At 63.4% G+C, this 23,466-nt stretch carries 28 protein-coding genes; 20 read left to right on the top strand and 8 right to left on the bottom strand.

From position 1 onward, the window contains the following. The first annotated feature begins 339 nt into the window (after window positions 1–339). The 8 genes from ACGYLX_RS03610 (at window position 340) to tpiA (ending at window position 8,081) form a co-directional block, all read left to right on the top strand. Window positions 340–1,965, top strand: coding sequence for a mechanosensitive ion channel family protein (locus ACGYLX_RS03610; protein ID WP_394447353.1), 1,626 nt, complete (start codon window positions 340–342; stop codon window positions 1,963–1,965). Between the two features lie 68 nt (window positions 1,966–2,033). Further along, window positions 2,034–3,416, top strand: coding sequence for a 30S ribosomal protein S6--L-glutamate ligase (rimK, locus tag ACGYLX_RS03605; RefSeq protein WP_394447351.1), 1,383 nt, complete (start codon window positions 2,034–2,036; stop codon window positions 3,414–3,416). Window positions 3,417–3,509: 93 nt separating this feature from the next. Further along, complete coding sequence (locus ACGYLX_RS03600) at window positions 3,510–3,872, top strand: SUF system Fe-S cluster assembly protein (protein WP_168613478.1); 363 nt, start codon at window positions 3,510–3,512, stop codon at window positions 3,870–3,872. Window positions 3,873–4,059: 187 nt separating this feature from the next. Further along, window positions 4,060–5,271: a glycerophosphodiester phosphodiesterase family protein gene (locus tag ACGYLX_RS03595; protein WP_168613477.1), complete on the top strand. Its 1,212-nt coding sequence runs from the start codon at window positions 4,060–4,062 to the stop codon at window positions 5,269–5,271. A 116-nt stretch (window positions 5,272–5,387) separates the two neighbouring features. Beyond that, window positions 5,388–6,005, top strand: a complete 618-nt coding sequence (locus tag ACGYLX_RS03590; RefSeq protein ID WP_168613476.1) for a hypothetical protein — start codon at window positions 5,388–5,390, stop codon at window positions 6,003–6,005. 113 nt (window positions 6,006–6,118) lie between these two features. Then, on the top strand, window positions 6,119–6,832 hold the full coding sequence (locus tag ACGYLX_RS03585) for a DUF3307 domain-containing protein (RefSeq protein WP_394447350.1): 714 nt from the start codon (window positions 6,119–6,121) through the stop codon (window positions 6,830–6,832). Window positions 6,833–6,885: 53 nt separating this feature from the next. Then, entirely contained in the window at window positions 6,886–7,248 is a 363-nt protein-coding gene (locus ACGYLX_RS03580) for an iron-sulfur cluster assembly accessory protein (protein WP_067265014.1), read from the top strand. 83 nt (window positions 7,249–7,331) lie between these two features. Continuing rightward, on the top strand, window positions 7,332–8,081 hold the full coding sequence (tpiA, locus tag ACGYLX_RS03575) for a triose-phosphate isomerase (RefSeq protein WP_394447348.1): 750 nt from the start codon (window positions 7,332–7,334) through the stop codon (window positions 8,079–8,081). 40 nt (window positions 8,082–8,121) lie between these two features. Here the strand turns inward: tpiA and ACGYLX_RS03570 are convergent, their stop codons facing one another. Next, window positions 8,122–8,583, bottom strand: coding sequence for an Lrp/AsnC family transcriptional regulator (locus ACGYLX_RS03570; RefSeq protein ID WP_394447346.1), 462 nt, complete (start codon window positions 8,581–8,583; stop codon window positions 8,122–8,124). A 144-nt stretch (window positions 8,584–8,727) separates the two neighbouring features. Here ACGYLX_RS03570 and cysG point away from each other — a divergent pair, with 144 nt between their 5' ends. The 11 genes from cysG (at window position 8,728) to ACGYLX_RS03515 (ending at window position 18,205) form a co-directional block, all read left to right on the top strand. Continuing rightward, window positions 8,728–10,122 carry a siroheme synthase CysG gene (gene cysG / locus ACGYLX_RS03565; protein WP_394447344.1) on the top strand — a complete coding sequence of 465 codons (1,395 nt, stop codon included), beginning with the start codon at window positions 8,728–8,730 and terminating at the stop codon, window positions 10,120–10,122. A 1-nt stretch (window position 10,123) separates the two neighbouring features. Beyond that, window positions 10,124–10,420 (top strand): DUF2849 domain-containing protein, encoded by a 297-nt coding sequence (locus tag ACGYLX_RS03560; RefSeq protein ID WP_394447342.1) that lies wholly within the window; start codon window positions 10,124–10,126, stop codon window positions 10,418–10,420. Continuing rightward, window positions 10,420–12,096, top strand: coding sequence for a nitrite/sulfite reductase (locus tag ACGYLX_RS03555; protein ID WP_394447340.1), 1,677 nt, complete (start codon window positions 10,420–10,422; stop codon window positions 12,094–12,096). The genes ACGYLX_RS03560 and ACGYLX_RS03555 overlap by 1 nt, the downstream gene beginning before the upstream one ends. Next, the gene (locus ACGYLX_RS03550) at window positions 12,086–12,877 is read left to right on the top strand and encodes a phosphoadenylyl-sulfate reductase (protein ID WP_394447338.1); all 792 of its coding nucleotides are present in this window, start codon (window positions 12,086–12,088) and stop codon (window positions 12,875–12,877) included. The genes ACGYLX_RS03555 and ACGYLX_RS03550 overlap by 11 nt, the downstream gene beginning before the upstream one ends. Continuing rightward, a complete protein-coding gene (locus tag ACGYLX_RS03545) occupies window positions 12,874–13,305 on the top strand; it encodes a DUF934 domain-containing protein (RefSeq protein WP_394447336.1) in 432 nt (143 codons plus the stop codon). The genes ACGYLX_RS03550 and ACGYLX_RS03545 overlap by 4 nt, the downstream gene beginning before the upstream one ends. Before the next feature lie 68 nt (window positions 13,306–13,373). After that, window positions 13,374–14,222 carry a ferredoxin--NADP reductase gene (locus tag ACGYLX_RS03540; RefSeq protein WP_394447334.1) on the top strand — a complete coding sequence of 283 codons (849 nt, stop codon included), beginning with the start codon at window positions 13,374–13,376 and terminating at the stop codon, window positions 14,220–14,222. Between the two features lie 190 nt (window positions 14,223–14,412). After that, window positions 14,413–14,673, top strand: coding sequence for a pilus assembly protein PilZ (locus tag ACGYLX_RS03535; protein WP_271693471.1), 261 nt, complete (start codon window positions 14,413–14,415; stop codon window positions 14,671–14,673). A gap of 64 nt (window positions 14,674–14,737) precedes the next feature. Beyond that, a complete protein-coding gene (locus ACGYLX_RS03530; RefSeq protein ID WP_394447332.1) occupies window positions 14,738–15,391 on the top strand; it encodes an SDR family NAD(P)-dependent oxidoreductase in 654 nt (217 codons plus the stop codon). A gap of 72 nt (window positions 15,392–15,463) precedes the next feature. Beyond that, window positions 15,464–16,249 (top strand): 5'/3'-nucleotidase SurE, encoded by a 786-nt coding sequence (gene surE / locus ACGYLX_RS03525; protein WP_394447331.1) that lies wholly within the window; start codon window positions 15,464–15,466, stop codon window positions 16,247–16,249. Then, window positions 16,246–16,902 carry a protein-L-isoaspartate(D-aspartate) O-methyltransferase gene (locus ACGYLX_RS03520; protein WP_067267929.1) on the top strand — a complete coding sequence of 219 codons (657 nt, stop codon included), beginning with the start codon at window positions 16,246–16,248 and terminating at the stop codon, window positions 16,900–16,902. The genes surE and ACGYLX_RS03520 overlap by 4 nt, the downstream gene beginning before the upstream one ends. 61 nt (window positions 16,903–16,963) lie before the next feature. Further along, window positions 16,964–18,205: a M23 family metallopeptidase gene (locus tag ACGYLX_RS03515; protein ID WP_271693468.1), complete on the top strand. Its 1,242-nt coding sequence runs from the start codon at window positions 16,964–16,966 to the stop codon at window positions 18,203–18,205. Window positions 18,206–18,262: 57 nt separating this feature from the next. On the opposite strand, the gene ACGYLX_RS03510 is transcribed toward ACGYLX_RS03515, so the two are convergent. The 4 genes from ACGYLX_RS03510 to ACGYLX_RS03495 are packed head-to-tail and all read right to left on the bottom strand — an operon-like array spanning window position 18,263 to window position 20,808. After that, the gene (locus ACGYLX_RS03510) at window positions 18,263–19,111 is read right to left on the bottom strand and encodes an ATP-binding protein (RefSeq protein ID WP_394447329.1); all 849 of its coding nucleotides are present in this window, start codon (window positions 19,109–19,111) and stop codon (window positions 18,263–18,265) included. Continuing rightward, entirely contained in the window at window positions 19,108–19,965 is an 858-nt protein-coding gene (gene tatC, locus ACGYLX_RS03505) for a twin-arginine translocase subunit TatC (RefSeq protein ID WP_067267932.1), read from the bottom strand. The genes ACGYLX_RS03510 and tatC overlap by 4 nt, the downstream gene beginning before the upstream one ends. A gap of 5 nt (window positions 19,966–19,970) precedes the next feature. Beyond that, window positions 19,971–20,537, bottom strand: a complete 567-nt coding sequence (gene tatB / locus ACGYLX_RS03500; protein WP_394447327.1) for a Sec-independent protein translocase protein TatB — start codon at window positions 20,535–20,537, stop codon at window positions 19,971–19,973. 4 nt (window positions 20,538–20,541) lie between these two features. Continuing rightward, window positions 20,542–20,808, bottom strand: coding sequence for a twin-arginine translocase TatA/TatE family subunit (locus ACGYLX_RS03495; RefSeq protein WP_067268177.1), 267 nt, complete (start codon window positions 20,806–20,808; stop codon window positions 20,542–20,544). A gap of 183 nt (window positions 20,809–20,991) precedes the next feature. Between ACGYLX_RS03495 and ACGYLX_RS03490 the strand changes: the two genes are divergently transcribed. Continuing rightward, a complete protein-coding gene (locus tag ACGYLX_RS03490) occupies window positions 20,992–21,654 on the top strand; it encodes a helix-turn-helix transcriptional regulator (RefSeq protein ID WP_394447325.1) in 663 nt (220 codons plus the stop codon). A gap of 21 nt (window positions 21,655–21,675) precedes the next feature. Here the strand turns inward: ACGYLX_RS03490 and ACGYLX_RS03485 are convergent, their stop codons facing one another. Genes ACGYLX_RS03485 through ACGYLX_RS03475 form a run of 3 tightly spaced genes read right to left on the bottom strand, consistent with a single transcriptional unit; the run spans window position 21,676 to window position 23,460 of the window. After that, window positions 21,676–22,032: a Lin0512 family protein gene (locus ACGYLX_RS03485; RefSeq protein WP_394447323.1), complete on the bottom strand. Its 357-nt coding sequence runs from the start codon at window positions 22,030–22,032 to the stop codon at window positions 21,676–21,678. Then, window positions 22,025–22,375: a Lin0512 family protein gene (locus ACGYLX_RS03480; RefSeq protein ID WP_394447321.1), complete on the bottom strand. Its 351-nt coding sequence runs from the start codon at window positions 22,373–22,375 to the stop codon at window positions 22,025–22,027. Before ACGYLX_RS03480 ends, ACGYLX_RS03485 begins: the two co-directional genes overlap by 8 nt. After that, complete coding sequence (locus ACGYLX_RS03475) at window positions 22,372–23,460, bottom strand: ABC transporter ATP-binding protein (RefSeq protein ID WP_067268171.1); 1,089 nt, start codon at window positions 23,458–23,460, stop codon at window positions 22,372–22,374. The genes ACGYLX_RS03480 and ACGYLX_RS03475 overlap by 4 nt, the downstream gene beginning before the upstream one ends. Window positions 23,461–23,466 lie beyond the last annotated feature (6 nt).

The raw sequence follows: 23,466 nt of genomic DNA, 5'->3' as shown, positions 1-23,466 counted from the left end.
AAACCAGTGGCGGGAAACATGCAATAAAGCTGAAATAGCCGAAATTGCACGAGAATGGTATCGTTCAAAGGATAACGGGCTTGGTGCTTGGCCGGGCTGGATCGCCGCCGCTTGATCACCCCCAACGCATTCCTGCGCACGTTTTGAAGCCAACAATCCAACTATGCGCGGCTCGCTACGCGCAACCTCAACGCAGCCCGAACGCCCGCAAATAGCGTTTCAAAGCGCAGCGCAGCCTTGAATTGCCCGAACCCCCGCTACATTGCGCTATCCATGCAGCGGCTTGCCTTACTCTCACGCGCTTTCGCGACTGTGTTTCCTCGTTTTCTGGGGGCCTTCGTGCTGGCGATTGCGCTGCTGACGGGGGCCGCCACCGGGCAGGCGCAGGAGAAATGGTTTCAAACGACCGAGCTGAACCCCGGCCTGCCGCCCCCGCCTGAGACGCTGGACCGCGGTACACCGATGGCGGCGTTAGAAAGCTTCATCTACCTCACTGACAATGGGCACTATTCGGACGCGGCCCATATCCTTGACCTGTCGGACCTGCCCCAAGGGGATCAGGCGGTTATCGGGGCCGAGCGTGCTTTTCAACTTTCCGTCCTGATGGAGCGCAAGGTCGTCGTGCCATGGCGCAGGCTGGCGGACCGGCCCGACGGCTGGCTCTCAGGCTCCGCCGAGGACAATGACACCGGGCGCGTGCGCCGTTCGCTCTTGATCGACCGTCTGGAACTGGGCGGCCATGACGTGCCACTGCGGCTTAACCGGATCAAACCCGGTGAGGATGCCGAGCCGGTCTGGGTCTTCTCGCGCCAGAGCATCGACAACATTCCGCATCTGCACGCGCAGTATGGGCCGACGGACCTTGAGACGATGCTGCCCGACTGGCTGCGCATCCGCGCCTTTTGGGGCATGTACCTGTGGGAGGTGCTGTTCCTGCCTTTGCTGGTCGTCGTCGCCCTGACAGCCGGTTGGTTCGCCTTTAGCATCATGCGCCGCCTCGGACAGGCCGCCAAACGCCGCTGGATGCGCTTTGTACTGCGTTCCTTCCGCTGGCCCGCCGCCATCGTGCTTTGCGCGGCGATCATCGGCACGGCCACCAGCCGGGTGCTGGTTGTCTCGGGCTTCATCGACGCGGTGCTGAGCCCGATTTTGCTGATCGCCTATGTCACCGCCGCCGCCCTCGCCATTGTCTTTACCTTTGACGAGATCTTTGACCGGATCAGCCCCAACAACGCCTATGAGTTGGCCGATCCGATGAATGCCCATATGCGCTCCATCGCCACGACAATCGCGGCGGCGCGTAAAGGGGTGATCGTGATCGCCGTGCTGGTCGCCTCGGGGGTGATCCTCGTCTCCAGCAATGCGGACAACACCCTTGGCCTGTCGCTGCTGGCCTCTGCCGGTGCGGTGACCATCGTCTTGGGTTTCGCCGCGCGTGAGGTTTTGGGCAATATCCTCGCCTCTATCCAGATTGCGCTGAACCGCTCTGCACGGATCGGGGATCAGCTGATCTTCGAAGGGCATTTCTGCACCGTTGAGCAAATTCACTTTACTTACGTTCAATTGCTCAACTGGAACGGCACCCGGCTGATCGTGCCGGTCAGCTATTTCGTCTCCGACGCATTTGAAAACTGGTCGATCGAGGATCACGCCATGGTGCGCCCCATCATCTTGACCCTGTCGCAAAACGCTGATGTGGCAGCCCTGCGCCGCGTGTTCTTTGACCTCTTGGCCCGCGAAGACCCTGATGATGTCAAACCGATGGACAAGGCCAAGGTGCATGTGCTCGACCAAGATGCCTTTGGCATCAAGGTGCGCTTCGAGTTGCCCACCGACAATGCCGCCACCTTTTGGGATATCGAATGCCGCGTGCGCGAGGAACTTCTTGCCGCCGCCGCGCGGATGGAGAAAGAAGACGACGTCCGCATGTTGCCCCCCGCCCCCGCGGATATGGGCACCCCCTGACATCGCGCCGCTTGATGCAGCCCCTGCCGCAGGTTAGGCAGGCAGACCAATGACCCAAGGAGCAGGCAATGGAAAAACTCACATTCGGTTGGGAAGAATGGGTTGCCCTGCCCGATCTTGGCCTGCCCGCGATCAAAGCCAAAGTCGACACCGGCGCGCGCACCTCGGCGCTGCATGCCCATGACATCGAAGTCTTTGGCCCCGCCTCAAAACCCAAGGTGCGGTTCAACGTGCATCCCATTTCCGGGCGCGAGGATATCTCGATCACCTGTTCCGCCCCGATCATCGACCGGCGCGAGGTGACCTCTTCCAACGGCGAGTCTGAGCAACGTTTCGTCATCGCCACCACGCTTGAGGTCGGCGGCCAAAGCTGGCCCATCGACGTCACCCTGACCAACCGGGGCACCATGACCAGCCGCATGCTGCTGGGCCGTCAGGCGTTGACCGAACATATCAACATCTCGGCCACCGAACGGCGTTTGCAGCCTGACCTGAATTACGACGTCTACCATACCGCCAGCCTGCGCCACAAAGCGCCGCAGCGGGCGCTGCGCATCGCTGTGCTGAGCCGGGAAGACAACTATTCCACCCGCCGACTGGTCGAAGTGGGCGAAGCGCGCGGCCATGTGGTTGAGGTGATCGACACCACGCGCTGCTATATGGCGATCAACCAACTCGCCCCCGAGGTGCATTACGACGGCAAGCGCCTGCCGCGCTACGACGCCGTGATCCCGCGCATTGGCGCGTCGATCACCTCTTACGGCACCGCCGTGATCCGCCAGTTCGAGACCATAGGCACCTTTTGCGTCAACGGCTCTGCCGGGATCACCGCCAGCCGTGACAAGCTGCACGCGCATCAGGTCTTGGCCGCCAAGCGCATTGGCATGCCGACCACGGCCTTCGCCGCCTCGCCCAAAGACACCAGCAACCTGATGGCGCTGGTGGGCACCGCGCCGCTGATCGTAAAGCTGCTGGAATCGACCCAAGGCAAGGGCGTCGTGCTGGCGGAAACCAAGAAGGCCGCAGAGAGTGTGATTGACGCCTTCCGCGGTCTGCGCGCCAACTTCCTCGTGCAGGATTTCGTCAAGGAGGCCGCCGGTGAAGACATCCGCTGCCTCGTGGTGGCGGGCAAGGTCGTGGCCTCTATGAAACGCACAGGCGCCGAGGGGGACTTCCGCTCGAACCTGCACCGGGGCGGCTCGGCCAAGGTCGTGCGCATCTCGAAAGAGGAACGCGATACCGCCGTGCGCGCCGCCCGGGCCTTTGGCCTTGGCATCGCCGGGGTCGATCTGCTGCGGTCGGAAAGCGGGCCAAAGGTGCTTGAGGTCAACTCCTCCCCCGGGTTCGAGGGGATCGAAAATGCCACCAAGAAAGACATCGTCGGCAAGGTCTATGATGAGATCGAAGCCCGTGTGAAGCCACAGCCCGCACGGCGTCGCAAAGGCGGCTAGCGGGGGCGGCACCGGCCCCGCCCGGCTCGGGGCCACTTTACGCCCCTGCCCGCAATCCCTATATAAAACGTCGAGAATGATGCGAGGCAAGAGATGACCGAACAGACCCAACCGCTCGAAGGGACACCGCTGATTGCGCCCTCCTCCACCGATCACCCGCTTTACGAGCAGGTCGTTGAGGCTTGTCGCACGGTCTATGACCCTGAGATCCCGGTGAATATCTATGAACTGGGGCTGATCTATACCATCGACATCAACGACGAGAACGAAGTCGACATCAAGATGTCGCTGACCGCGCCCGGCTGCCCCGTGGCCGGTGAGATGCCCGGATGGGTTGCCGATGCGGTCGAACCGATTGCGGGGGTCAAGCAGGTCGATGTGGCGCTGGTTTGGGAACCGCCTTGGGGTATGGACATGATGTCTGACGAAGCCCGTCTCGAACTGGGCTTCATGTAGCGGGCAGTCTCGCAGCGCGAACAACAGACGCCGTCGATGTAACTCATCGGCGGCGTTTTCTTTTGGCCGCTTCCCGCCGAGCGGGGTCACCGCGGATTGTTCATTTGACTGACATGATCCGGTCGTGAAACCGTTACATCGGGCACCCATAGAAGCCCCAGAACTTCATTCACGAACGGATAACATTATGCGAACACTTGTTTCTCTCGCCGCTCTGGCCCTCGCGCCCGGCATGGCACTGGCCGAGGCCCACGCCGCCGCGACACCGGTGGAATACGGCCCCCGCCCGGCCTATCTGGTGGACAAGCTGCCCGAGGGCGCATTGAAGGACAAGCTGGCCTCCTGCATGGGCCAAGACGCCGCCAAAACCGATTTCTCCATCGGCCACCGTGGCGCGCCGCTGATGTTTCCTGAGCATACCGTGCAATCCAACGTCGCCGCCGCGCGTATGGGCGCGGGCATCTTGGAATGCGACGTGACCTTTACCGCCGATCATGAGCTGGTCTGCCGCCACGCGCAGAACGACCTGCACACAACGACGAACATCCTCGTCTCCGATCTGGCCGAGAAATGCACCACCGGCTTCACCGCCGCGTCAGGTGACACGCCCGCCAGCGCCGAATGCCGCACCTCTGACATCACCTTGGCCGAATTCCGCACCCTGACGCCCAAGATGGACAGCGCCGACAAGACCGCCACCACCGCCGAAGACTATCAGGGCGGCGTCGCGAATTGGCGCACCGAGCTTTACAGCGACAAGGCCGATCTGATGACCCATGCGGAATCGATCGAACTGTTCAAATCTCTGGGCGCCAAGTTCACGCCTGAGCTGAAATCCCCCTCCGTCGAGATGCCGCACGAGGGTTTCTCTCAGGAAGACTACGCGCAGAAACTGGTGGATGAATATGTCGCCGCAGGCATCCCCGCCTCCGACGTTTGGCCGCAGTCTTTCAACCTCGAAGACGTGCTGTACTGGGTTGAGAACACACCGGAATTCGGCAAACAGGCCGTCTATCTGGTGCAATGGTCCGATGGTTTCGATGAGCAAAACCCCGAGACTTGGGCCGAAGATTTCGCCGATCTGAAAGCCAAGGGCGTGAACTACCTCGCCCCCTCGCTCAACATGATGCTGACCAATAAGGACGGCGCCATTGCCGCATCCGAATACGCCATGGCCGCGAAAGAAGCAGGGCTGACCCTGATCGCATGGACGCTGGAGCGTTCCGGCCCGCTCGCCTCCGGTGGCGGTTGGTACTTCCAGTCGGTCAATGACATCGTGAAAGACGACAGCGACTATCTGGTGGCACTGGATGTGTTGGCCCAAGACGTGGGCGTGGCCGGTGTCTTCTCTGACTGGCCCGCGACCGTGACCTATTATGCGAACTGCATGGGCCTCTGATCGTCCTAGCCGTTAGAGCGCCATCAGGGCCGCCCCCTTTCGGGCGGCCCTTTTCCGTGGCCGGGCTTGCATGGATTTCACCTTCCTGCGACATTGCGGGAAACAAGGGGCAAGCCATGGAAACTTGGGCAATTTTTACCGGCGATATCGTGAAATCCTCTGCGATGAGCCGGGCGGAGTTGGATGCCATCTTCGCGCGCCTTGATGATGCCGCCGAGGCGCTGACTGCTTGGCAAGGCCAGCCCGCCCGGATGACCCGTTTTCGTGGAGATGGCTGGCAGATGGCCGTGGCGCCCGCCTTCACCTTCCGCGCCGCCCTCGTCCTACGCGCCACCGTGCGCCGCTGCGGCAAGACGGCCGACACCCGCTTTGGCATCGGTATCGGCCCCGCGCATTTCGCAGGTGACGACCTATCTCGCGCGGACGGAGCGGCACTGGTCAGCTCCGGCCACGCGCTCGACAACATGCCCCGCGCGCGGCGCATGCATGCACCCGACGCCCCCCTCGCCCTGCGCACGGCCCTGCCCCTTGCCGACCGGATCGCGGGCGGCTGGACCAAGCGCCAAGCCGATGTCGCCTATTACATGCTGGCCCCCGAGCCGCCCCTGCAGGCGGAGCTTGCGCGGCAGTTTGATCTGACACAGCAGAGCGTGCAGGGCCATGTGGACGCGGCGGGGATAGATGAGTTGCGGGAGGTCTGCGAGGTTCTCGAGGCGCGCAAAACAGCCTTTTAAGCCTGTTTTATCAAATTACAGCCAAATTAGACTGTTAAACACTATAAGAAAACACTTGCCCCAGCGCGCCACGGCTTTTCAAATGAACGCCATCACCAACTACCGGAATTCCTATGACCGAACAGGCCATCGCCACCGCTCTCGCTTGCCTGATCGCTCACTTGCTGGCAGATTTCGTGTTTCAAACCAATGCCATGGTCGCCGCCAAGCGCAAGCCGCAAGTGCTACTGCTCCACGGCGTCATCGTCTTTGCCCTGACCGCATTGGCCCTCGGCGGCAATTTGATCCCCGCCGCCCTCCTCGCGCTTGCCCATACCGCAATTGATGCGCTCAAGACCTACGCCGTGCCGGCGCACCAGCGCGACCGGCTTTGGTCCTACCTTACCGATCAACTCGCCCATCTCATCACCATCGTAGCCCTTGTCCACTATGCCCCCGACGCCTTTGCCCGCGGCATCTGGGCCGACCACAGCAGCATGCTCATCCCGCCCGCCCTGTTTATCGCGGGGCTGGTCACTGCAACGCTCGCAGGCGGTCCCGCCGTGGGTGGTTTGATGCTGCCACACAAGGCGCAGGCCCAACCGGATGGGCTGGAGAATGCGGGCCGGATGATCGGCCTGCTGGAACGCGCGTTGATCTTTCTAATGGTCATGATAGGCGAGCCTGCGGGCATTGGCTTTCTCATCGCGGCAAAGTCGATTCTGCGCTTTGACACCGTGAAAAAGAACCAGAAGATAAGCGAATACGTGATTATCGGCACGCTGGCCTCTTTCGGCTGGGCGCTCATCGCCGCCTTCGCCACCAAGGCCGCAATGAATTCCTTCTGACGGCTTGAGATCGCCGCGCCGCACCCCTATCTTGGCGGCATAGGAGATTTGTGATGTTTGGCATTCCCGGCAAGCAAGCCGTTACCATGACCCCCAAAGCCGCTGGCCAGATTGCGAAGTTGATGCAATCGGCGGGCCACGCCGGGCTGCGCATTGGCGTCAAGAAAGGCGGCTGTGCGGGCATGGAATACACCATGGAATACGTCGAAGCGACCGACCCCAATGATGAGGTGGTCGAACAAGACGGCGCGCGGGTGATGATCGCCCCCATGGCGCAGATGTTCCTCTTCGGCACCGAGATCGACTATGAGACCACGCTGCTCGAGTCCGGTTTCAAATTTCGCAATCCCAATGTGACCGAAGCCTGCGGCTGCGGCGAATCGATTAAATTCGACGAAAGCCTCGGCGCGAAGTAAGCGCGCCGATCGGCCCCGGCCTTGACGAAAGGCCACGGGCCTGCGAACTGATCTGGTAATATCAACAGATCAGGACGGAACCGATGCGCCCCAAAATCGCCGCCGGCAACTGGAAAATGAACGGCACTGCCGCCGCGCTGACAGAGCTTCACAGCCTTGCCACCGGCCTGCCCGACAACCCGCCGCAGGTCGTGATCTGCCCGCCCAGCACCCTCCTCTTTCGCGCCACCGACGCCACCCATGGCAGCCCGATCCAGATCGGCGCACAGGATTGCCATGCCGAAGAAGCGGGCGCCTACACGGGCGATATCTCTGCCGCGATGGTTGCCGACAGCGGGGCCAGCCATGTGATCCTCGGCCATTCCGAGCGCCGCGATGCCCACCGCGAGACTGACGCCGATGTACAAGCCAAGGCACGGGCGGCATGGGGTGCCGGTCTCACCGCCCTCATCTGCATCGGCGAAAGCGAAGCCGAACGGGACGCGGGCCAAACGCTCGACATTATCGGCGCGCAGCTCGACGGGTCACTCCCCGATGCTGTGGAGGCCGGGAATACCGTCATCGCCTATGAGCCGATTTGGGCCATCGGCACCGGCAAAGTCCCCAGCATTGCGCAGATCAAAGAGGTGCATGACTTCATCCGCACCCGCCTGATCGACCGTTTCGGCGCGGAGATCGGCAATGCGCTCCCCCTGCTCTACGGCGGTTCGGTAAAAGCCGGGAATGCGGTCGAAATCTTCGCGGTCGAAAACGTCGATGGCGCGTTGGTCGGCGGGGCCAGCCTCAAGGCCGAGGATTTCGCGCCCATCGTGACGGCCCTCGCCCAGTCTTAACACAATGCGAGGCGGCGGAGCCCTCCGCCGCACCACCTTGCTACAACGGCAGCATCGTCGTCGATTTGATCTCTTCCATCGACAAAAGCGCCGTGACGTTATGCACCTTCACCTCTGAAATCAGCGCCTGATAAAAGACATCATAAGCCCGCGCGTTCTTGACCCGCACCTTCAGGATATAGTCGATATCCCCCGCCAGACGGTGCGCCTCCTGCACCTCGGGCCGGTCTTTCAACGCCTGCAAAAACGCCGCCTGCCAAGCCGCCTCATGCTCTGACGTGCGGATCAGGACAAAGAAGCAGGCCTCGAACCCAAGCGCTTCGGAATCCAGCACCACGGTCTGCTGGCCGATCACCCCGGCTTCGCGCAGCTTGCGTATCCGATTCCACACCGGCGTTTTCGAAGACCCCACTTCACGGGCAATATCGTCCAGCGATTGGCTCGCATCCTGTTGCAGCTGCGCCAAAATCTTCCGGTCGGTCTCATCAATTCGGACAGTCATTCTCTTCTCTCTCGCCCCGGCAGGACGTTCATACTCAACCTGCGGCCAAAGCGAACGCATGTTCTTATCTGCGCCAGCATATAGCCAATTATCGGGAATATTTCCTATATAAGAGGTCACGTCAAACAGAATACAGGGCGCATCATGGATCACTTTCCCATCTTCCTTGCCACCCGCGGGCAAAAGATCCTCCTCTCCGGCGGCGGCGAAGCTGCTCTGGCCAAGCTCCGTCTGCTGATGAAAACCAAAGCGGCGCTGCATGTCTTCGCCCCCGACCCAGCGGCAGAGATCGTCGACTGGCATGCGGCGGGCAAGCTCACCCTGCACCGCCGCCCCCTCACCGCCGCCGACCTCCCCGGCGCGCGGCTGTTCTACGCGGCGGACGAAGATGACACGCTGGATGCCGAGAATGCCGCGCTGGCCCATGCGGCGGGCGTGCTGGTCAACATCGTCGACAACCTGCACGACAGCGAATTCATCACCCCCGCCATCGTCGACCGCGATCCGGTGACCGTGGCCATCGGCACCGAAGGCGCCGCCCCGGTGCTGGCCCGCGCCATCAAGGCCGATCTGGAAGAGCGTCTGCCCGTCACCCTCGGCCCGCTAGCGCGCATCGGCAAAGGCTTTCGCAAGCTGGCCGATGCCCTGCCCATGGGCCGCGCGCGCCGTGATTTCTGGCGGGAGTATTATTTCGCCACCGGACCCCGCGCCATGGCTGAGGGCAAGGACACCGTGCGCCCGGCGCTGAAAACCCTGCTGCACACCCACCTCACCCGCAAAGCCCGCGCTGGCCATGTGGCATTTGTCGGCGGCGGCCCGGGTGACCCGGAACTGCTGACGCTCAAGGCCCGCCGCGCGCTGGATGAGGCCGATGTGGTGATCTACGACCGTCTGATCAGCCCCGAGATCCTCGAACTCGCTCGCCGCGAAGCGCTGATGATCGACGTCGGCAAAGAGGGCTTCGGCCTCTCCACGGCCCAAGAGCACATCAACGCCCTGCTGGTCGAACACGCGCAAAGCGGCGCGCAGGTGGTGCGGTTGAAATCCGGCGATGCCACCGTCTTTGGCCGGCTCGACGAAGAGATCGACGCGGTCGACGCCCATGGCATCGGCTGGCACATCGTGCCCGGCATCACCGCCGCCTCCGCCGCCGTGGCGGGCATCGGGCAGAGCCTGACCAAACGGGGCCGCAATGCCTCGGTCCGGTTCCTCACGGGTCACGACATGAAAGGTTTCGCCGATCACGACTGGGCCGCCCTCGCGCGCCCTAACGAAGTCGCCGCAATCTATATGGGCAAGAAATCCGCCCGTTTCGTCCAAGGCCGCCTGCTGATGCATGGCGCCGACCGCGCCACACCCGTCACCGTGATCGAAAACGCCTCGCGCGCCGATCAGCGGGTGCTGTCGACCACGCTGAACGATCTGCCGCGCGATCTGGCCGATGCCGAAATGACCGGCCCCGCGCTCACCTTCTACGGCCTCGCCCCGCGCGCCGCCGTCCAAGTTGCCACCGAAACCCCGCTAGAGGAGCTGGCCTGACATGCCCAAACCCTTCACCCCCAAGGTCATCACCGCCAATGCGCTGCTCGAAGGCGATGTCGTCTATCAAACCGCCACCGGCTGGACCCGCAAACTGAGTGAAGCCGAAGTTCTCACCGATGAGGCCGACGCGGACCTGCGCATGATCGACGCACTAAGCCAGCAGGATCTGGTCGTCGGCGTCTACCTCGCCGATGTGGCCCCCGAAACGGGCGGCCCCCGCCCCACCCATTTCCGCGAAGAGTTCCGCGCCACAGGCCCGTCGAACTACGCCCACGGCAAACAGGAGACCGTCTGATGTACAGCTACACCGAATTCGACGACAAATTCCTCGCCGAGCGCAACGCCCAGTTCCGCGCCCAAGTCGAGCGCCGCATCGACGGCTCGCTCACCGAGGATGAGTTCAAACCCCTACGCCTGATGAACGGCCTCTACCTGCAACTGCACGCCTATATGCTGCGGGTGGCGATCCCCTATGGCACGCTGAACAGCGCCCAGATGGATCAACTCGCCTATATCGCCGAGCGGTGGGACAAGGGCTACGGCCATTTCACCACCCGTCAGAACATCCAGTACAACTGGCCCGAGCTGCGCGACGTGCCCGACATGCTCGACGCGCTGGCCGAAGTGAAGCTGCATGCGATCCAAACCTCCGGCAACACCATCCGCAACGTGACGGCCGACCATTTCGCCGGCGCCGCCGCCGATGAGGTCGCCGATCCCCGCCCCGTGGCCGAGCTGATCCGCCAGTGGTCCACCGACCACCCCGAGTTCCAATTCCTGCCGCGCAAGTTCAAGGTCGCCGTCACCGGCGCCGCCGCCGACCGTGCGGTGATCAAGGCCCATGACATCGGACTGCGCATCGTCGAGCGTGACGGCGAACAGGGCTTCGAAGTCATCGTCGGCGGCGGTCTTGGCCGCACCCCGATGATCGGCAAAGTGCTCTATGATTTCGTGGAACATGAAGACCTGCTGCCCACGCTCGAAGCCATCGTCAGCGTCTACAACGTGCTGGGCCGCCGCGATAACAAATACAAAGCGCGCATCAAGATCACCGTGCATGAAAACGGCATCGAAGACATCCGCGCCCGCGTCGATGCGCAATATGCGCTGATCCGCGAGCAGTTCACCGGCGTCGACCAGCAAATGCTCTCGCGCATCGAAGCCGACTTTGCAGCGCCTCAATTCAAAACCACATCCCTCGCGGCTTACGAATCCGCCTATACCAACGATCCCGTCTTCCGCGCCTGGGCCGACACCAACCTCGCCCAGCACCGCGCGCCGGGCTATGCCATCGTCTCGATCAGTCTCAAAGCACACGGCGCCACGCCCGGCGACGCCACGGCGGACCAAATGCGCGTGATGGCCGACCTAGCCCGCCGCTTCGGCCATGACGAGCTACGCATCAGCCACGAGCAGAACGTGATCCTGCCCCATGTGCACCGCAGCGACCTGCCCGAACTGCACGCCGCGCTGAAAGAGGCAAAACTTGCCACCGCCAACATCGGCTTGATCTCGGACATCATCGCCTGCCCCGGCATGGATTACTGCGCGCTGGCCACCGCGCGCTCCATCCCCATCGCGCAGGAAATCGCCACCCGTTTCGACGAGTTGAAGCTTGAGCATGACGTGGGCCCGCTCAAGATCAAGATCTCCGGCTGCATCAACGCCTGCGGCCACCACCACGTGGGCCATATCGGCATCCTCGGCCTCGACCGCGCAGGCGTAGAGAACTACCAGATCACGCTTGGAGGCGACGGCACCGAGGACGCAAGCCTCGGCACCCGCACCGGCCCCGGCTTCTCGGCCGAGGAGATCATCCCCGCCATCGAACGCCTCGTTCTGGGCTATCTCGACCTGCGCAACGATCCCGGCGAGACCTTCCTGCAAGCCTACCGCCGCCTCGGCCTCGCGCCATTCAAAGCCGTGCTCTACCCCGAACCGGCAGAGAAGGATCGGGCCAATGCCGCTTGACACCCCTGAACTTCATCCTTTCTCAAATACCGATGCGCCGCCTCCCGAGGGGCTGCGCGCGGTCGAGGAAAAGGTGGCACGGCTCAACGCCGACCTGCGCCACCACGGGGCGACGGATGTGATCCGCCGCGCCGATGCGGAGATCGAGAACCTCACCCTCGTCTCCAGCTTCGGCGCAGAATCGGTGGCGCTGTTGCACCTCGCCTCCATGGTCTCGCGGGACATCCCGGTGCTCTTTATCGACACCGAGATGCTCTTTGCCGAAACGCTCGTCTACCAACAGGAGCTGAGTGAGCGCCTCGGCCTGCGCAATGTCACCACCCTGCGCAGCGCAGAGATCGCAGCACAGGATCCCGATGGCACGCTGCACCAATATGACACCGATGCCTGCTGCGCCCTGCGCAAGACCCGGCCCCTGCAAAGCGCGCTGGCGGGCTATGACGGCTGGATCACCGGGCGTAAACGTTTCCAATCGGGCAGCCGCGCGACCTTGGAGTTTTTCGAGACCGAGATCCCCGAGGACGGTGCCGCACCGCGTATCAAGGTGAACCCGCTGGCCTATTGGGCCACGTCCGACGTGAGCGATTACATCACCGAAAACCGCCTGCCCCGGCATCCGCTAGTGGCCAAGGGCTACCCATCGATCGGCTGCGCGCCCTGCACCTCGCCCGTGGCCCCGGGCGAAGACCCGCGCGCCGGGCGCTGGCGCGATCAGAACAAAGAAGAATGCGGCATCCACTTTGTGAACGGCAAAGTGGTCCGAACAGGAGACAAATCATGAGCGTACTCGTCACCGACACAGGCTTCACCGCCGACGACTGGACCCAAGGCTATTGCGAGGATGGCGCCGCGAACGATTGCCGCGCCGTCGATCTGGCCTCTGACGCCGATGCCCATGCCCTCAAGCTGACCCCGGCGCTTGAGATGATCCGCGTCGATTTCCCCTCTTTCGCGGATGGGCGCGGCTTTACCATCGCCCGCGTCCTGCGCCTGCGCGGCTACAGGGGCCGCCTGCGCGCCCGCGGGCATGTGCTGGCCGATCAATATGCCATGGCCCGCCGCGCCGGGTTCGATGAGGTCGAGATCGACGAGGATCTGGCCGCCCGCCAGCCTGAGGACCAATGGCGCGCCCGCGCCGATTGGCAGGCCCATGACTATCAGTCCCGCCTGCGCGGTGCCGCATCCGGACCGGCGACCGCGGCCAAATAGGCCGCTTCATTGCCCTCCCCCCTTCCTTGCCATAAGTAGAGGCCGCAACCCGATTTGCGGAAACCATGATGACCGAGCAGAGCACAGTGAACCAAACCGCCGCCAAGCCCGTCCCGACATTGCCCGACGCCCAGACCGTGACCTCGGTCACCCACTGGACCGATCAGCTTTTCTCGTTCCGGGTAACCCGGCCCGCTTCCCTGCGCTTTCGCTCGGGTGAGTTCGTGATGATTGGCCTGATGGGCGACCCGCATCCCGAAACCGGCAAGCAAAAACCGCTCTTGCGCGCCTATTCCATCGCCTCCCCCGCCTGGGACGATGAGTTGGAGTTCTATTCGATCAAGGTGCAAGACGGCCCGCTGACCTCCAAGCTGCAACATATCCAGCCCGGCGATCAGATCATCCTGCGGCCCAAACCCGTGGGCACACTGGTCCATGACGCGCTGCTGCCCGCTGACCGGCTGTGGATGTTCGCCACCGGCACCGGCTTTGCCCCCTTCGCAAGCCTGCTGCGCGAGCCTGAGACCTATGAGAAATTCGACGAGGTCATCGTCACCCACACCTGCCGCGACGTTGCAGAGCTTGAGTATGGCCGCCAGTTGATCGAAGGGCTGAAGGCCGACGAGCTGATGCAGGAACTCATCGGCCCGGAAAACCTTGCCAAGATTCGCTATTACCCGACCACCACCCGCGAAGAGAGCCCCAAGATGGGCCGGATCACCAATCTTTTGCAGGAAGGCACGGTGTTCAAAGATCTGGGCGTGCCCCAGATCAATGCCGCCCATGACCGCGCCATGGTCTGCGGCAGCCTTGGGTTCAACAAGGATATTATGGAGATTCTCGAAGGCTTTGGCCTGACCGAGGGTGCCAATTCCGACCCCCAGCATTTCGTCGTCGAAAAGGCTTTCGTCGGCTAAGCCGAATTAAGCCTTACGAAAGGTCGCAGCGTTACAACCAAGGTGTCGGCGCAGCTTTGCCGACGCTTTGGCAGAACCCTGCGCATCCCGAAAACGCCCCCTTCCGCTGCACTGCGGCAGGGCTTAGCTGACGCCTTGCGAGCGCGGGGGACTGCCGCGCGAAACGCAACCACAGGCGAAAGGCATATCAATGGCGAGCAATGGGACCCCGACCCCAAAGAAAGTCTCCGATCTGGCAACTCAGAAGGCCGACTTGTCCAGCACGGCGCTGATCGGCATCTTCGGCAGCGACAGCACGCCCGGCGCGCTGATCCGCGAAGGTGGCGGTAAAATCTCGCGCGTCGAAGTGGGCGATCAGGTCGCCGGCGGCATCGTCTCCGCCATTGGGCAAGGGACGTTGGTGCTCTCCAGCCGCCGCGGCAATCAGGTGCTGCGCCTGCCGCAGGGCTGAAACCTTGAGGGAGGCGCGGCGCGCGCCTCTTGACCTGCCGCGCGGGGCAGTGCACATCCCGCGCATGAGCAAGACAGCATTGATCACCGGCGCATCGCGCGGCCTTGGGGCCGCATTGGCGGAAGCCTTGGCCCCCACCCATCACATCATCGCGGTCGGTCGCACGACCGGCGCGCTCGAAGAGTTGGACGACCGTATCCAAGCCAAGGGCGGCAGCGCTACCTTGGCGCCGATGGACATCACCAACGCCGATGCCATGGCCGTGTTGTGCCGGGGCATCCATGACCGCTGGGGCGGGCTTGACCTTTGGCTGCACTGCGCCGTCCATGCCGCCCCGCTGACGCCCACCGATCACATCGACGCCAAGGATATGGAGAAATCCATCGCCGGAAACGTCACCGCCACCGCGCGGCTGATCACCTTTGTCTCGCCGCTTTTGGGGGCGAATGGCACAGCTGTCTTCTTTGACGATCCGCGTGCGGGCACGAAATTCTTCGGCAGCTACGGCGCCACGAAGGCCGCGCAGATCGCGCTGGCGACCTCTTGGCAGGTCGAGACCGCGCAGATCGGCCCCCGTGTCCATATCCTCACGCCCGAGCCGATGCCCACCGCCACCCGCGCCCGCTTCTTCCCCGGCGAAGACCGCGCGGCGCTGAGCGACACCGCCACGCAGGCCGCTGCGGTATTGGCGCAACTGTCGAAAAACTCCGCCTCCTGAACCGCGCGGCACCGGCGCGCTGCGCTTGCCGCCGGTCCGCCCCTCGCCTATCAAGGCAAAAAGGGGCCATTCATGCGTATTTTGATTACAAACGATGACGGCATCAACGCGCCCGGTCTGGCCGTGCTGCGCACCATTGCCGAGGAACTGGCCGGGCCTGCGGGCGAGGTCTGGACCGTGGCACCGGCGTTCGAGCAATCCGGTGTGGGCCATTGCATCAGCTACACCAAGCCGATGATGATCACGCAATTGGACGAACGCGTCTTCGCAACCGAAGGCTCCCCCGCCGATTGCGTCCTTGCCGCGATCCACGACACGATGACCGCCGCCCCCCCCGATCTGGTGCTCTCCGGCGTGAACCGGGGCAATAACGCGGCTGAAAACGCGCTCTATTCCGGCACGCTTGGCGGCGCGATCGAGGCGGCGTTGCAAGGTTTGCCCGCCATCGCCCTGTCGCAATACTACGGCCCCGCCAACCGCGATCTAGCCGATCCTTTCGAGGCCGCCGCCCAGCACGGTGCCGAGACCTGCCGCCGCATTCTGGATCACAGCCCCAAGGAAGACGCGGCCTATGGGCTTTTCTACAACGTGAACTTCCCGCCCGTAGCGGGCACTGATGTGCGCGGCATCCGGCTGGCCCCTCAGGGCCGCCGCCCCGGCACCGGGTTTTCGACCGAAGCGCATCTGTCGCCCTCGGGCCGCCGCTTTTTGTGGATCAAGGGCGGCGATCAACGCGTGCAGACGGCACCGGGCAGCGATGCCTGCGTCAACCTTGACGGCTATGTCTCAGTCACCCCGATGCGCTGCGACCTGACGGATCACGCAGCCCTCGAAACGCTGGCGGGCATCAACGGATGAATGAGCCACCCATCTCTGAAGCGGAACGCAAAATGCAGTTCCTCTACGCGCTGCGCTCCAAGGGCGTGACCGATGCGCGCGTGCTGACAGCGATGGAAGCGATCGACCGCGGCCCCTTCATTCGCGGCCTCTTTGCCAGCCGCGCCTATGAGGATATGCCCCTGCCCATCGCCTGCGGCCAGACCATCAGCCAACCCTCTGTCGTCGGGCTCATGAGCCAAGCCCTGCAGGTGTCCTCACGCGATAAGGTGCTCGAAATCGGGACCGGCTCGGGCTATCAGGCCGCGATCCTCAGCAAGCTCGCCCGGCGGGTCTATACGATCGACCGGCACCGCCGTCTGGTCCAAGAGGCGCGCGGTGTCTTCGAGGCGATGGATTTGACCAATATCACCGCGATCACCGCCGATGGCAGCTTTGGCCTTGCCGAACAGGCCCCCTTTGACCGGATCATCGTGACCGCCGCCGCCGAAGACCCGCCCGGCCCCCTGCTCGCGCAGCTAAAAGAGGGGGGCATCATGGTGCTGCCCGTCGGCCAATCCGACACGGTCCAACACCTCATCCGCGTGCGAAAGACCGCTGATGGGCTGGAATACGACGAATTGCGTGCCGTGCGCTTTGTCCCCCTGCTGGAAGGCTTGGGCAAGGACGGCTAATAGGTTACAGAGACACGGACAACGCCCCATACCGTCTGGGGGCGAAGATGAGGACTTGCAGATGCGCCAAACACGCTTGCGCCGCCCCATGCGGCTGACCCTAATGGCCGGGACCAGTGCGATACTGCTGGCAGGTTGCGAAAATCAGCCCTTGGATTACGACATGCGCAGCACCTTTGGCGATGGGTTCTCCACCGCCGAAGCCGCGCGCGGGCCTTTGGCAGACCGGCCAAAACCCGACGCACGGGGCGTGATCTCTTATCCCAATTACCAAGTCGTCGTCGCCCGCCGGGGCGATACGCTGAAAGACGTGGCTGCGCGCGTGGGCGCCGACAGCGGCGAATTGGCCCGCTACAACGGGATCGATCAGGGCGTCCCGCTCCGCCAGGGTGAGATCATCGCCCTGCCCCGCCGCGTCTCTGAGCCTGCGCCCGGCACCAATGGCGCCGTGGACATTACCACCCTTGCCGGCAGCGCCATCGACCGCGCCCCGGCGACCCCCAGCGTCCAGACCCAAAGCCTGCCGCCCGCAGGCACCACCAGCACGCCTGCGCCGCAGCCCGCGGCACCGCAGGCGAAAGAGCCTGTGCGCCACCGGGTCGAGCGGGGCGAGACCGCCTATACCGTGGCGCGTCTTTACAACGTGCCGGTCAAGGCACTGGCCGAGTGGAACGGCCTCGGCCCAGATTTCGCAATCCGCGAGGGCCAATTCCTGCTGATCCCGGTCGAGAAACAGGCGCCCCCGCGTCAGGCGACCAACACCGCGTCGAGCGCCGCCGCCTCGCGCCCCGTGCAGCCGGTCACCAGCGCACCCGGCGCAGGCACCCCCACGCCGACGCCGCCCTCTGCCGCGAAACCGCTGCCGCAGGATGAAACCGCACAGCCCCTGCCGCCCAAGGTCGAGCCGAAAGAGCCTGTGGCCGATGTGGGCAAGCCCACCGCCCCGGCAAAGGCCACCAAGATGACACCCCCGGTCCAAGGCTCCATCATCCGCGCCTATTCCAAGGGCAAGAACGAGGGCATCAACATCAAGGGCAGCCCCGGCGGGCCGGTGAAAGCCGCCGAGGCGGGCACCGTCGCCGCGATCACCAAAAGTGCGGAGGGCATCCCGATTGTCGTGGTGCGCCATGCCAACAACCTGCTCACGGTCTATGCGAATGTCGACGGTGTGAATGTGGCTAAGGGCGATAGCGTCAGCCGGGGTCAACAGATCGCCAAACTGCGCGGCGGATCGGAATCGCATGTGCATTTCGAGGTGCGCAAAGGCTTTGAGAGCGTCGATCCGACGCCCTATATTCAGTAACCAAACGACAAAGGGCCCGCAGAATATGCGGGCCCTTTCGCCAATACCGTCCGGCGCTCAACCGCCCGAAACGGGAACGCCTTTCCGGCCAGCCAAATCCACGAAATATTGCCAAGCCACCCGGCCCGAGCGGGCGCCGCGTGTGGCCTGCCATTCGACAGCCTCGGCGCGCAATGTGTCGTCGTCGATCTCCACGCCGAAGGCATCGCAATAGCCGCGGATCATCGCCAGATATTGGTCCTGATCGCAGGGATGGAACCCCAGCCAGAGCCCGAACCGGTCAGAGAGAGAGACCTTTTCCTCTACCGCTTCGGAAGGATTGATCGCGCTGCCGCGCTCGTTCTCGATCATATCGCGCGGCATCAGGTGGCGGCGGTTCGATGTGGCATAGAGCACGACATTCTCGGGCCGCCCTTCGATGCCACCGTCCAGCACGGCCTTCAGCGATTTGTAATGCGCGTCGTCGTGGCCAAAGCTGAGGTCGTCGCAAAACAGGATGAACCGCTGCGAGGCCCCGCGTAGGAGCGACAGAAGCCGCCCGACCGACGGCAGGTCTTCGCGCTGCAATTCAACGATGCGCAATGCTTCATGTGATGCTTGAACATCCGCGTGTATCGCCTTGACAAGACTTGATTTTCCCATGCCTCGGGCGCCCCAAAGAAGCGCGTTGTTCGCAGGCAACCCCGCTGCAAATTGGCGGGTGTTGGCCAAGAGCGTATCCCGCGCCCGATCCACCCCCACCAAAAGCGGCAGGTCGATCCGCGCGACCTGCGGCACTGGCACCAGACGGTCGGGGTCGGTGTGCCAGACGAAGGCAGTTGCCGCATCGAAGTCCGGGGCGGCAAACGGCGCGGGAGACATACGCTCCAGCGCCGCCGCGATACGGTCCATCGGATCATTGATCACAGCAGGTCTTCCTCGTCTTCGTCGTCAAAGTAGCCCTCTTCGCGCAGCTTTTCGTTGCGCTTTGTCTCAACCCGGCGCACGAGGAAGATCGAGATTTCGTAGAGGCCATAGACCACCACGAAAAGGATCACCTGCGTGATCACATCCGGCGGGGTGACCAGCGCGGCCAGCACGAGGATCGCCACCACCGCATATTTGCGCACATTGGCCAGACCTTCGGAACTCACCAGCCCCGCCTTGCCCATCAACGTCAGCAGAACCGGCAATTGGAAACACAGGCCAAAGGCCACGATGAACTTGATCGTGAGCGACAGATACTCCTGCGCCGAGCCTTGGAAGGCGATGGCGGCGATGCCGTTCTCACCGTCCGGCCCACCGACCAGCGTGCCGGCCTGCTGGAAGCCGAGGAAGAAGTCGAAGGCCAGCGGCGTGACGACGTAAAAGGCGAAAGCCGCGCCAAGGAAGAACATCACCGGCGAGGAGATCAGGAAGGGCAGAAAGGCCCCCTTCTCGTTCTTGTAAAGCCCCGGCGCCACGAAGCGCCACAGCTGGTAGCTGATGAAGGGGAAGCCCAGCACCAGACCGCCCAGAAGCGAGATCGAGATGGCGACGAAGAAACCCTCTTGCAGCTTGATCAGGATCAGCCCGCAATCCTCTTGCCCGCGTTCGGCCATGGCCGAGCAGAGCGGTTCGGTCAGGAAGTTGAAGATCGGGTTCCAGACGGTAAAGCAGATCACCATCCCGATGATGAAGGCGATGACCGAATGGATGAGCCGCGTGCGCAGCTCGGCCAGATGCTCGATCAACGGGGCGGAACTGTCGTCGATCTCGTCATAATCGTCGGTGGCGCTCATTTAACTCACTCTTTCTTGGCGGCAGCTTTGGGTGCCGTTGAGGTCTTGGCGGCGACATCGTCCGATACCGCTTGGGCCTGACCTGTGTCTTTTTCGATCACAGGCCGCGCCGGGGCCTCCTTGGCCGGGGCGGCGTCCGAAAGCTTCGCCTCTGCCGCTTCAGCCTCAGCCATGGCTTCCGCCGCTTCGCGTTGCTTGCGTTCGGCGGCGGCCCGCGCGGTGCTGGCTTGGATCTTCTTCACATCCTCGGCCTTTTGCGCCGCCAGTTTGCCAGTCTCGCTCTCTGGGTCGAAATTGGTCAGTGACCGGGTCGCGTCCTTGACCTCATCCATGGCGCTGCCCAGCGGGTTGCTGGCCGTTTTGAGCGATTTGTTCAGCGACGATGACATCTCGCGCATGCCACTTTCATCGGCGGCATCGTTCATCGCTTGGCTGAATTCACGCGCCATGCCTTTGGCCTTGCCCACGAATTGCCCAACGCGCCGAAACAGCACGGGCAAGTCCTTGGGGCCGACCACGATCAGGGCCACCACGCCGATGACTAAAAGCTCCGTCCAACCCAGATCGAACATTGGGTTACACCCGGTCCTTGTCGGCCTTCAGGTCGGTCTTGGGATGGGTGCCCTGATCGGCATGTTCGGGCAGGTCAGCATGGTGCACGTCTTCGACATGTTTGATCTCGTCGCGCTTATTCTCTTCTTCGCCTTCGCTGATGCCCTTTTTGAAGCTGGTGATGCCCTTGCCGACTTCGCCCATGAGCGAGGAAATCTTGCCCCGGCCAAAAAGCACCAGCACGACAACCGCGATCAGCAGCAGGCCCGGCAGTCCGATATTGTTCAACATGTCTGTTCTCCCATCATGTTTGGCGCAGTCTCGTCGCGCCAGTCTGCACCGTGATAGCGGGCGGCGCCGGGACCATGAAGGGGCAATGCGGCGGATGGGCGGTGCGGCGGGCGAAGGACTGCCGATTTTCGCGCGTGCAATTCGCGTTGTGACATGTTTTTGTCAGGAGCGTCAGGAGGCAGCATGGTATCAGCGAAAACCGAAGATCGGCTTGTCCGGCTGATTGACAGGCTGCGGGATGGGCGGCTGCACCGGGCCGAGGATTTGGCCCGGCAGTTCGGCGTTTCCCCCCGCACGATCTACCGCGATATGGGCAAGCTCAGCGCGGCGGGCCTGTCCATCGCTGGGACGCGGGGCGAAGGCTATCGGATCATCCCTGCGATCACTCTGCCCCCGCTGACCCTGACGGCGGCGGAGTTGGAGGCGCTGAACCTCGGCCTCGCTGTCGCAGCAGAGGTGGGCGACCCCGCCCTGCAAGCCGCAGCAGAAACATTGGCCGCCAAATTCGACGCGGTGCTGCCGACCGAGACCATTGCCGAGGGTGCCGCATGGGCGCAGGCGCTGAGGTCGCAGGGCAAAGCCACGCGGGTTTTCACCCATCTGCCGGTGCTGCGCGCGGCGGTGCAGGCCCGCCAAAAGCTGCGGATTGCAGTGATCGGCGAAGCGCCGCAGGTGGTGCGCCCGCTTGAGGTGCGTAATTGGGGCCGGTTCTGGCTGCTGACGGCCTGGAGCGAGGGGGCGGCGGATTTCGTGACCCTGCCGCTTGACCAGATCGGCAGCGCTGAGCCCCTACCGGAGTTATTCGTGGACGAGCCGGGCAGAACGCTCGCGGATCATCGCCCCTAACCCCAGATCAACGCCGCCCCCTCAGCCCTTCAATTGCCAGCCGATTTGCGGGGGCAAGAACGCCTCAACGCTGGCCTGCGCGATCACGATGGTATCCTGTCCCGTTTCCACGTTCAGCCCGCCCTTCACCGCGTGCACCTCGGCGCGACCGCGCGGCAGTTTGGCCACCAGCGCGTCGACATCCACCTTCTCAGGCTCCTGCACCGCCACGGTGACCTGCACGCGCATCTGATCCGGCGTCACCTCCAGCGCGCCGAACAGCGGCAGGGAGGAATGGCGCAACGCGTCCTCGATCGCGCGCGACGCGGCCTTGGTATAGTCCATCCCATGCAGATCGTTGCCCATGCCCATTTCGATGATGATCCGCTGCTCAGCCATTGGCACGCTCCATGTCGAAGCCCACCGAAAGGGCTACATTGGCCATGACTGTCGGGTTCCCTTCGCCTTCGGGGCGCGGCACGTCGAGACCGCCGTGGTGCAGGTTCACCGTCACCTCGCCATAGGGAAAGACCGCGCGCAACGCCTCGGCATCCACCAGATCGGGGCGCTGGACGCCCACGTCGAGGGTTATGCGCATGGCGGATTTATCGAAACCGAAAAGCTCGGCCAAGTTGATCGAATTGTGCCACAGCGCATCCTGCACAGCGCGTGTCGCGGCCTGCGTGTAATCGGCGCGGCGCAGGGAGGAGCCCATGCCGAATTCCACCAACAGCGGCTTCATGAGGTCACCGGAAAGACAAAGCAACGGTCGCGGCGCACGGTCAGCCACATGACGGCGCCGGGTTGCGGCAGAAAGACATTGGGCACCGTGGCCTTGAGCCGCGATCCATCCTCTTCCAGTACGAATTCCACGAGGCTTTCGTTGCCCATGAAGCGCGCGCGTTCCACGACCGCCCGGGCCGGGGTGCCATCGGTCGCCGTGGGGCGCGGCCCCTTGCCCGCCCGGTCAAAGTCGATGCGCAGGTGTTGCGGGCGAAAGACGATATTCACCGGCGTGCCATCGGCCACACCGGGGGCGAGGAATTGGCCGAAGACCGTATCGGCCAGCGCCCCGGTCACCGTGGCCTCAAGCACATTGGCATCGCTGAAAAAGGCGACGGAGGCGCGGTCGACGGGCCGCGTATAGACGTTGTAGGGCGCGCCTTGCTGCACGATCTTACCGTCGCGCATCAGGGCGATCTCATCGGCCATGCGCATCGCCTCGTCCGGCTCATGGGTGACCAGCAAAACGGCGGTGTCCTCTTCCTTGAGAATGCTCAGCGTCTCGTCGCGGATGCCATCACGCAGGCGGTTGTCGAGACCCGAAAACGGCTCATCCATCAGCATGATACGCGGCTGCGGCGCCAGCGCCCGGGCCAGCGCCACGCGCTGCTGCTCCCCGCCCGAAAGCTGGTGCGGGTAGCCGTCGATATAGCGCAGCAGGTCCACCCGTTCGAGCAGTTCTTCGATCCGCGCGCGTTTCTCCTCACGCGTGCCTTTTTTAAGGCCAAAGCCCACGTTGTCGGCCACGCTCAGATGCGGGAACAGGGCGAAATCTTGGAACATCAGCCCGATCTCGCGCCGCTCGGGCGGGACGCGAAACATGGTGTCGCAGATCAGTTTGCCGTCGACATGGATCGTGCCGCTGTCTTGCATCTCCACACCCGCGATCATGCGCAACGTGGTGGATTTGCCGCAGCCCGAGGGGCCAAGCAGGCAGGTCACCTGCCCCGGCAAGATCTGCAGGGATACGTCATCGACCACCTGCCGCCCGCCATAGGCGCGGCGCAGGTTGCGAATTTCCAGACGGGGGGTGGGGTCACTCATGGAGGC

The organism is Sulfitobacter sp. 1A13496, assembly GCF_043557225.1.
GTDB classification, from domain to species: Bacteria; Pseudomonadota; Alphaproteobacteria; order Rhodobacterales; family Rhodobacteraceae; genus Sulfitobacter; species Sulfitobacter faviae.
The sequence above is the reverse complement of the archived record's forward strand: the minus strand, read 5'-3'. Positions and strand labels throughout refer to the sequence as shown.

Bases quoted from the DNA above. Each gene is read 5' to 3' on its own strand.
- ACGYLX_RS03515 (WP_271693468.1), top strand. From the start codon at position 16,964: ATGCGCCAAACACGCTTGCGCCGCCCCATGCGGCTGACCCTAATGGCC.
- ACGYLX_RS03590 (WP_168613476.1), top strand. From the start codon at position 5,388: ATGGAAACTTGGGCAATTTTTACCGGCGATATCGTGAAATCCTCTGCG.
- ACGYLX_RS03475 (WP_067268171.1), bottom strand. From the start codon at position 23,460: ATGAGTGACCCCACCCCCCGTCTGGAAATTCGCAACCTGCGCCGCGCC.
- tatB (WP_394447327.1), bottom strand. From the start codon at position 20,537: ATGTTCGATCTGGGTTGGACGGAGCTTTTAGTCATCGGCGTGGTGGCC.
- ACGYLX_RS03585 (WP_394447350.1), top strand. From the start codon at position 6,119: ATGACCGAACAGGCCATCGCCACCGCTCTCGCTTGCCTGATCGCTCAC.
- ACGYLX_RS03540 (WP_394447334.1), top strand. From the start codon at position 13,374: ATGACCGAGCAGAGCACAGTGAACCAAACCGCCGCCAAGCCCGTCCCG.
- ACGYLX_RS03495 (WP_067268177.1), bottom strand. From the start codon at position 20,808: ATGTTGAACAATATCGGACTGCCGGGCCTGCTGCTGATCGCGGTTGTC.
- ACGYLX_RS03535 (WP_271693471.1), top strand. From the start codon at position 14,413: ATGGCGAGCAATGGGACCCCGACCCCAAAGAAAGTCTCCGATCTGGCA.
- ACGYLX_RS03595 (WP_168613477.1), top strand. From the start codon at position 4,060: ATGCGAACACTTGTTTCTCTCGCCGCTCTGGCCCTCGCGCCCGGCATG.
- ACGYLX_RS03580 (WP_067265014.1), top strand. From the start codon at position 6,886: ATGTTTGGCATTCCCGGCAAGCAAGCCGTTACCATGACCCCCAAAGCC.
- ACGYLX_RS03485 (WP_394447323.1), bottom strand. From the start codon at position 22,032: ATGGCTGAGCAGCGGATCATCATCGAAATGGGCATGGGCAACGATCTG.
- surE (WP_394447331.1), top strand. From the start codon at position 15,464: ATGCGTATTTTGATTACAAACGATGACGGCATCAACGCGCCCGGTCTG.
- ACGYLX_RS03560 (WP_394447342.1), top strand. From the start codon at position 10,124: ATGCCCAAACCCTTCACCCCCAAGGTCATCACCGCCAATGCGCTGCTC.
- rimK (WP_394447351.1), top strand. From the start codon at position 2,034: ATGGAAAAACTCACATTCGGTTGGGAAGAATGGGTTGCCCTGCCCGAT.
- tatC (WP_067267932.1), bottom strand. From the start codon at position 19,965: ATGAGCGCCACCGACGATTATGACGAGATCGACGACAGTTCCGCCCCG.
- ACGYLX_RS03490 (WP_394447325.1), top strand. From the start codon at position 20,992: ATGGTATCAGCGAAAACCGAAGATCGGCTTGTCCGGCTGATTGACAGG.
- ACGYLX_RS03550 (WP_394447338.1), top strand. From the start codon at position 12,086: ATGCCGCTTGACACCCCTGAACTTCATCCTTTCTCAAATACCGATGCG.
- cysG (WP_394447344.1), top strand. From the start codon at position 8,728: ATGGATCACTTTCCCATCTTCCTTGCCACCCGCGGGCAAAAGATCCTC.
- ACGYLX_RS03570 (WP_394447346.1), bottom strand. From the start codon at position 8,583: ATGACTGTCCGAATTGATGAGACCGACCGGAAGATTTTGGCGCAGCTG.
- ACGYLX_RS03555 (WP_394447340.1), top strand. From the start codon at position 10,420: ATGTACAGCTACACCGAATTCGACGACAAATTCCTCGCCGAGCGCAAC.
- tpiA (WP_394447348.1), top strand. From the start codon at position 7,332: ATGCGCCCCAAAATCGCCGCCGGCAACTGGAAAATGAACGGCACTGCC.
- ACGYLX_RS03520 (WP_067267929.1), top strand. From the start codon at position 16,246: ATGAATGAGCCACCCATCTCTGAAGCGGAACGCAAAATGCAGTTCCTC.
- ACGYLX_RS03530 (WP_394447332.1), top strand. From the start codon at position 14,738: ATGAGCAAGACAGCATTGATCACCGGCGCATCGCGCGGCCTTGGGGCC.
- ACGYLX_RS03480 (WP_394447321.1), bottom strand. From the start codon at position 22,375: ATGAAGCCGCTGTTGGTGGAATTCGGCATGGGCTCCTCCCTGCGCCGC.
- ACGYLX_RS03545 (WP_394447336.1), top strand. From the start codon at position 12,874: ATGAGCGTACTCGTCACCGACACAGGCTTCACCGCCGACGACTGGACC.
- ACGYLX_RS03600 (WP_168613478.1), top strand. From the start codon at position 3,510: ATGACCGAACAGACCCAACCGCTCGAAGGGACACCGCTGATTGCGCCC.